The sequence below is a fragment of the Lactobacillus pasteurii DSM 23907 = CRBIP 24.76 genome (assembly GCF_000297025.1).
GTDB lineage: Bacteria > Bacillota > Bacilli > Lactobacillales > Lactobacillaceae > Lactobacillus > Lactobacillus pasteurii.
The window spans coordinates 20637-27010 of record NZ_CAKD01000016.1 but is presented as its reverse complement, the minus strand read 5'-3'; the positions used below and the strand labels follow the sequence as shown (position 1 = coordinate 27010).

At 43.7% G+C, this 6374-nt stretch carries 5 protein-coding genes; 3 read left to right on the top strand and 2 right to left on the bottom strand.

What is annotated here, in order from left to right:
* Positions 1-229: 229 nt before the first annotated feature.
* From BN53_RS03715 to BN53_RS03705, 3 genes are all read left to right on the top strand, one after another.
* Positions 230-1453, top strand: a complete 1224-nt coding sequence (locus BN53_RS03715) for an SLAP domain-containing protein (RefSeq protein WP_009559583.1) — start codon at positions 230-232, stop codon at positions 1451-1453.
* An 18-nt stretch (positions 1454-1471) separates the two neighbouring features.
* A complete protein-coding gene (locus tag BN53_RS03710; RefSeq protein ID WP_009559582.1) occupies positions 1472-2626 on the top strand; it encodes an SLAP domain-containing protein in 1155 nt (384 codons plus the stop codon).
* A gap of 83 nt (positions 2627-2709) precedes the next feature.
* Complete coding sequence (locus BN53_RS03705; RefSeq protein ID WP_009559581.1) at positions 2710-4542, top strand: monovalent cation:proton antiporter family protein; 1833 nt, start codon at positions 2710-2712, stop codon at positions 4540-4542.
* 38 nt (positions 4543-4580) lie between these two features.
* Here the strand turns inward: BN53_RS03705 and BN53_RS03700 are convergent, their stop codons facing one another.
* Positions 4581-5540: a Gfo/Idh/MocA family protein gene (locus tag BN53_RS03700; protein WP_009559580.1), complete on the bottom strand. Its 960-nt coding sequence runs from the start codon at positions 5538-5540 to the stop codon at positions 4581-4583.
* Positions 5541-5579: 39 nt separating this feature from the next.
* Positions 5580-6365 carry a DUF6612 family protein gene (locus BN53_RS03695; RefSeq protein ID WP_009559579.1) on the bottom strand — a complete coding sequence of 262 codons (786 nt, stop codon included), beginning with the start codon at positions 6363-6365 and terminating at the stop codon, positions 5580-5582.
* Positions 6366-6374 lie beyond the last annotated feature (9 nt).

Here is a 6374-nt window from a genome sequence, read left to right as displayed (position 1 = left end):
GCGAGGCGCCAGAAGCAGAGGGTCCTATTACTTACCACGCTTTAGGGGAGGTGGGTGGGTAGAAAATACAAGTAAGTAGCAAACGGAAATGACTTTCTACAAAAAATGTAAAACTCCCGTAATAAAAGGATTCGAATATTAATTTCGTACTACAAATAAGGGTAAAAAGTTGAGTGAAAATTGAATACTCGATACAATAGATGTGATACTTAATGGAGGGACTCTGACCATGAATAGAAAAATTTTTACTGGATTTGCTACCGCAGCAGTGTTAACTTCGACTGCCGTCCCAGCAGTAGTTCATGCTAAGCAAGCTCAAGCAGCAACTACCACTAGTGCGGGACTTGGCAGCGTGGCTACTACTGGCGATTATCAAGCACAATTTATTGCCGAAGCGGCTCGTCAAGCACAAAAGGCCGCTAAGACTTATGGCCTTTATCCATCAGTCATGATTGCCCAAGCGATCTTGGAATCTGCTTGGGGTCAATCAACTCTAGCTACTGAAGCTAACAACTTGTTCGGCATCAAGGCTGGCACTGATTGGACTGGGGCTACTTATACTGCTAAGACCAGAGAAGAAGATAACTCTGGCAAGAGCTACTACATTACGGCAGCCTTTCGTGCTTATGATTCTTATGAAGGCTCATTTGATGACAATGGCAAGAAGTTGCGTTTGGGCGTTTCTTGGCAACCTACTCGCTACCAAGGGGCATGGCTTGAAAATGCAGCTACTTATGCTGATGCAACTAAGTCCTTGACTGGTACTTATGCAACTGATCACAACTACGACACCAGCTTAAACTTGCGCATTGCTCAATACAACCTAACTAAATATGATCCAGTTATTTCTAAGGCTACTAAGACTTACACTGCTAGCCAAAGCGCCTCAACTTATGAATGGCCAACTGATCATGACATTAGCGCTAAGTCAGGTTCAATTGCTAAAGGCAACAAGGTAACTGTCGACAAGACCATTACTTACTACAATGGTACTAAGCGCATGCACATTGCTGGCAAGGGCTGGGTTAATTCGACTGTTTTAACGACTGAATCAATTTCCCAAGCTCCTAATACTGATACTAAAGATGCAAAGACCAACAAGATGTTGATGCACAATGCTTATGTTTATGATGGAAGTGGCGTTAGAGTTAAGGGCGTTAAGACCTTGAAGGAAAACACAGCGATTGCTACTTACGGTACTAAGACCATCAAGAATAAGAAGTACTACAAGATTGGCAATAATCAATATGTCGCAGCTGGCAACATTGACGGTACGATGCGCCCACTTACTCACAATGCCTATGTTTATAACGGCAGCGGCAATAGAGACAATGAAACAGTCTACAAGAAGGGGCAGATGCTGGCTACTTACGGCTCATCCTTTGAAATTATGGGCAAGCGCTACTACCGCATTGGTATTAACCAATACGTGAAGGTGAATAATTTTAAATAATAGAAACGAGGAACTGACTTGAAGTTTACCAAACAACTAACTGCGTTGACTGCAAGCTTGATGCTGGCAGCTCCTTTGATTAGCACTACTTCCAGTTCGCTTGTTCAAGCCGCTCCAACTGCTTCAACTACTGATATTAATACCATGGCTAAGCAGTATAGCTACAGCGGAGTGACTTATTTATATGAATGGCTTGCTCAGCAGGGGATTACCTACAACAAGTTCTACACGGAGAATAAGATCGAATATCAAAATGGCAAACCTGACGGCATCGTCATCCACGAAACCGCAACGCCAGGCGCGACTGCCTACAATGAAGCGATCTACTTCAACCGGGAATGGATGAACATGTATGCCTATGTTCATGCCTTCGTTGATCAAAATACCGTCATGCAGATGATGACGCCAGATTATGGTGCTTGGGGTGCAGGCCCAATGGCCAACGACCGCTTCATTCAAGTTGAGCTCTGTGAAGTCGACACGATCGAAGACTTTGCTAAGAGCGTCAACAATGATGCCATCTACTGCGCGGACTTATTGCACCGCTACGGCTTAAAGCCTGATAATGCTAGCTCGGATGGAGAAGGGACCATCTGGTCACATGCGGCTGTGTCCAAGTTCTTAGGTAAGACTGATCACGGCGATCCGGATGGCTACTTTGCCAAGTGGGGCTATTCGATGGATCAATTTTATGACTTGATAGTTTACTACTACAATAAGAAGTCTGGTTCAACTAATACTAGTTCTAGTTCAAAGACTGAAACTAAGACTGAAACTCAGGCCCAGACCATTACCCAGCCACCTGTTGTCAAGACTGGCAAGCAGACCTTGATGCACGATGCTTATCTTTATGATGCAAATGGCAAGAAGATCAAGACCAAGCCGTTGCAAAAGGCTGGCACAGTGGTCACGATCAAGAAGAGCATTTTGATCAATAAGAAGAAGTACTATCAAGTCTCTGGCGGCTACATCGTGGCCAGCAACTTGGATGGGACAATGAGAGAGATCGTTGCCAATTCTTACATCTATAATTCTAGTGGCACAAGCAGCGGCATGAGCAAATTGCTTAAGGGCAACAGCGTGCGAACTTATGGAAGCAAGGTAACGATTGCTGGCATTAAGTACTATGCAATCGGCGCCAATCAATTCGTCAAAGCAAACAATCTTAAATAATAAATGAAGCTAGATAACCCGTTTGAATGGATTAGCTAGCTTTATTTGTTTATAATAGTAAGCATTAATAAGGGGATGAACAAATGGAAGAATTATCACTATTTATGGTAGTGCTGCTAGCCCTAGTAATTCCGATTTTCATGGCACGCTTTAAGGTAACTAATGTGCCGACGGCTGTTGCCGAAATTATCGTTGGAATTATCATGGGTACTAGTGGTTTCAGCCTAATCAAGATCGGACATGACTTGACCTTCCTGTCTAACTTGGGAGTGGTCATCTTAATGTTCTTGTCCGGAATGGAAATTGACTTTGAATTATTAAGCAAGAAGAACAACCCGAAAGGCCGCAGTCAAAGCGGCAAGGTGGTCGATCCTTTGCATACAGCCACCATTGCCTTTATTGGCGTAGCCGTGATGAGTTTGGTTTTGGCATATTTCTTGAAGCTAATTGGCTTATTTAGTGCTGTGCCACTAGCCTTGATTATCTTTATGACTATTGCCTTAGGGGTAGTTATTGCGACTTTGAAGGAGAAGGATATTTTGGGTCGGCCAATTGGGCAGACGATTTTGCTGACGGCAGTAATGGGAGAAGTAATTCCTTTGCTCTGCTTGACCTTGTATGCCTCTTTGAATGAGGGAAATCCTTCGCAATTATGGCTGATTATTTTACTATTTGCAGCAGCAATTTTCTTATTGAAGCGATTTAGACAGCCTTATATTTGGTTCCAGAAGATCAACAAGGCTACCACGCAGCTAGACATTCGTTTGGCCTTTTTCTTGATTTTTGCCTTGGCAACTTTAGCTGAAAGAGTTGGTGCTGAAAATATCTTGGGTGCCTTTTTGGCCGGAATGGTCATGAAGCTTTTAGAGCCAAGCGAAGCAACGAAAGACAAGCTGACTTCAATTGGATATGGTTTCTTTATTCCAATCTTCTTCTTGGTGACAGGGGTTAAGTTAAACATTCGAACTTTGTTTGCTCAACCTAAGGCCTTAATGCTCTTGCCAGTTTTGGTTATCTGCTTCTTTATCGCCAAGTTGCCAGTCTTGCTCACTTACATGCGCAAATTCGATAAGCGCAATGCCTTTGCGGGTGGCTTTTTGACGGCGACAACGATTACCATTGTCTTGCCAACCTTGCAAGTTGCGCGCAAGATCAATGCTATCACGGCAACGCAATCTGACGCCTTCATCTTGGCAGCGGTCATTGTCTGCATCATCAGTCCGGTGATCTTCAATTCCAGCTTTAAACTAAGACCAGAAGATCGCATCAAAGAGCGGGTCATCATGATTGGTGCCAATACCTTTACCTTGCCAATCATTCACGACTTGCATGATAATTGGTATTCAGTTAGAGTCTTCACTAACAGTCAGGAAAACTATGATACTTACCACAGTAAGGCTGATATTGAATTAATTAAGGATCTTGATCAAGCCACCTTAGAAGCAGAAGGAGCCTTTGATGGGGATATCTTCGTAGCAGCTTCACATGATGATCAGCTCAACTACCAATTGGGCATCATGGCTAAGAAGGCTGGAATTGATAGAGTCATCGTGCGCTTGAGTCAGCCAAATGCTCAAACAGTCAAAGAGCTTGACCAAGAAGGCATTAGCGTGTTCAACTTCACCAATGTTCGTTCAAGCTTGATGCGGGCCTTGATTGAGTCGCCAGCTGTGTACCAGATTTTGACTGATACTAAGAACGTGCTTTACTCAGTCGTAGTAACTAATACCAGCTACACGGGACGACATTTGATGGATTGGGAATTTATCGATCAGATGACGGTCAGCCGGATTCGCCGAGATGGGGAATGGATTTCGCCACATGGTACGACTGTAATTGAGCCAGGGGATGAATTAGTCTTCTCTGGAGAATTCGAAACAGCCGACAAGATCCGTCGAATCTTAGGCAAACAATAAAAACAAGCCTCGATTTTTTTCGAGGCTTGTTTTTTGGCTTAATTTGCTTTAGCTTGGGCGAGGACTTCCATGACAGTCAAGGAGTGGGTGAACCACTTGTCAACTAGTTCTTGATCATGGCTGTCTATGGCCTTGACGAAGTCAGTGAATTCGCTGACCATGCGGTGGCTATGGCTATTGAAGTTGTAGCCTTGACTTGCGCCAGCCTTTAAGTCGATGGTGTAGTTGTCCAAGGTGCCAGTTGAGCCATCAAAGAAGACGGTCCCTTTTTCACCTTCAATAAAGGAGCGTTGGTGGGCGAAGGAATCCTTGCTGGCAATTAAGACTGCTTGCTTGTCTTCATAGCCCAAGGTCAAGATGCCGGAAGTGTCGACGCCTTTTTGAATGTTTGGCTGGTAGTGGACATAGTTTGGCTTGCCAAATAATCCTACTGCTAGGTGAATGTTGTAGATGTTTAGATCCATCAATGCGCCGCCCCCACGCTTTGGATCAAAGACTGGGGCGATTTCGCCTTCTAAGAAGCTATCATAGCGACTTGAGTATTGGGTGTAGTTTAAGATGACAATGTGGATTGGACCAATATCAGCTAAAGCGTCCTTGATGTGGGCGTAGTTTTCTAAGTGAATGTTGGTAATTGCTTCGGCGATCAACTTATGGTGGTCGTTAGCAATTTGCTTAAGTTCTCTTGCTTGCTCGGCCGTATCAACGAATGGCTTTTCGCAGATGACGTTCTTGTCATGTTCTAAGGCAGCTTTAGCTACTTCATAGTGCAAGGAGTTAGGCACAGCTACATAGATTGTGTCGACTTCTTCATCATTGAAGAGATCTTCATTATCAGTATAAGTCTTCTTGATGCCATAGTTTCTAGCAAGGCTGGTGCCAACAGCTTCGCTGCGCTTAGTAGTTGAGATGGCGGTTAATTCCAAGTTTTCGATTTGATCTGCAATTGACAAGAGGTCGTGGACAATCATTCCTGAACCGACAATACCTAATTTCATACAAAATCCTCTTTTCTATTTCAAATTCAATCTTACTTCTTATTTCTTACTCGTTGGCAAGTCTTTGGCTGCTAGGACATTGGTTGGCACCTTCAAGAAGTCGTGGCTGCCGAAATTGCCATAGCTTTGGCCCCAGCGAATGTTCATCTTCTTGCCTAACTTGGCCGTAACGAACATGTTGGCGTAGGCTAATTTTTTGTCTTTGACGACTAGTTCGACTTGCAACTTTTGCTTAGTTGAATATTTTCTAATTCGCTTCAAGACCTGGGCTTGGTTTTGGGCTTGAGCTAGCGTTTGGGCAATTGGAGCGACGACTTGATCAGCAATTTGCTTGTCGCTAATAGTTGCCTTAAGCGTATAAGTGCTTTTTTTATGGCTTAGCTTGTAGCTGTTTAGCAGTTTTGGCGCTGGATTAGTTAGGACCGGGTTGTTGTAAACAGCTGAAACTAAATCCGCATAAGTGTGACCAGATAAGTTTTCTAAATTGGCCTTATACCAGCTAGATGAGCCATTGATGTAAACGTGATTAGAACTGATCCATTCCTCTGAGCGCGAGCTCTTGCCTTTGCTAGTGATCTGGTTGTTGATATGGAAAGTTGCCTGCTGGCCGCCAAAGACTGTGTTAGCAGTGACAACTTGGTTAGTCTCATCGCTAGCTAATTTGACTGATTGAATCACTTGGCCACTCTTGAAGGACTTGCTAGCGATCTTGATAACTTGAGCTTTAGTTAATGGCTTTGGAGCAGCTTGTTTTTGCTTTTGGCTGCAGGCAGTTAGCGAAAGGGCTAAGAGCGGAATCAGCCAGACTATTTTTTTCTTATTCATATTATTAAT